This window comes from Thiolapillus sp., assembly GCF_048562965.1.
GTDB classification, from domain to species: Bacteria; Pseudomonadota; Gammaproteobacteria; order Chromatiales; family Chromatiaceae; genus Thiolapillus; species Thiolapillus brandeum_A.
On sequence record NZ_JBHNMF010001689.1, the window covers coordinates 1 to 512 of the forward strand.

Sequence of the window (512 nt, forward strand, 5' to 3'; positions counted from 1 at the left end):
AGCATACGCCGTCGCCCCGTTGTTCCTAGCGCGGCAGGGTAACTACTCACCCCTAAGATGAGTACAAGCCTGCCTCCATGGATCTACAATCGCTTTTTCATGTCTGTAGAGGCTTGACATCCGCTGCCAGCCATGGAGAGCGAAGCGAAGGCTGGTAGTCCCCAGTAGCCGCGAGGCCGCACTGCTTACCCGTCGTGCGCATAGCGCCAGAGGGGAAGCAAAGTAGGCATTCGAACGCGGCGTCCAGTCATTGGGAGACAAGTACGGAGCAGCAACGAGCTTGCGAAGTTGTTGTGTAGTGCTTGGTGACCAGGACGGCTGGGGCACGAATAGGTTGTCAAAGGCCGAGTCGATTTTGGGGACTGGGATGTCCCAAAATCTATCACGAGGTCGAAGACACGCTTGATAGTACGCCGAGTCTATGCTATTGACCCAACACATCGAATGGATCAACAGCCATGGGCAGTTATTTTGGATCGAAGGCGACCTCCGGACTGTGTCAGCCCATCATC

The 512-nt window shown here is 55.5% G+C and carries 1 protein-coding gene; it reads right to left on the minus strand.

Features of this window, described 5'->3' with window-relative positions; all coding sequences use genetic code 11:
- Positions 1–42: 42 nt before the first annotated feature.
- Complete coding sequence (locus ACOCD2_RS26230) at positions 43–327, minus strand: hypothetical protein (RefSeq protein WP_293682323.1); 285 nt, start codon at positions 325–327, stop codon at positions 43–45.
- Positions 328–512: the final 185 nt, after the last annotated feature.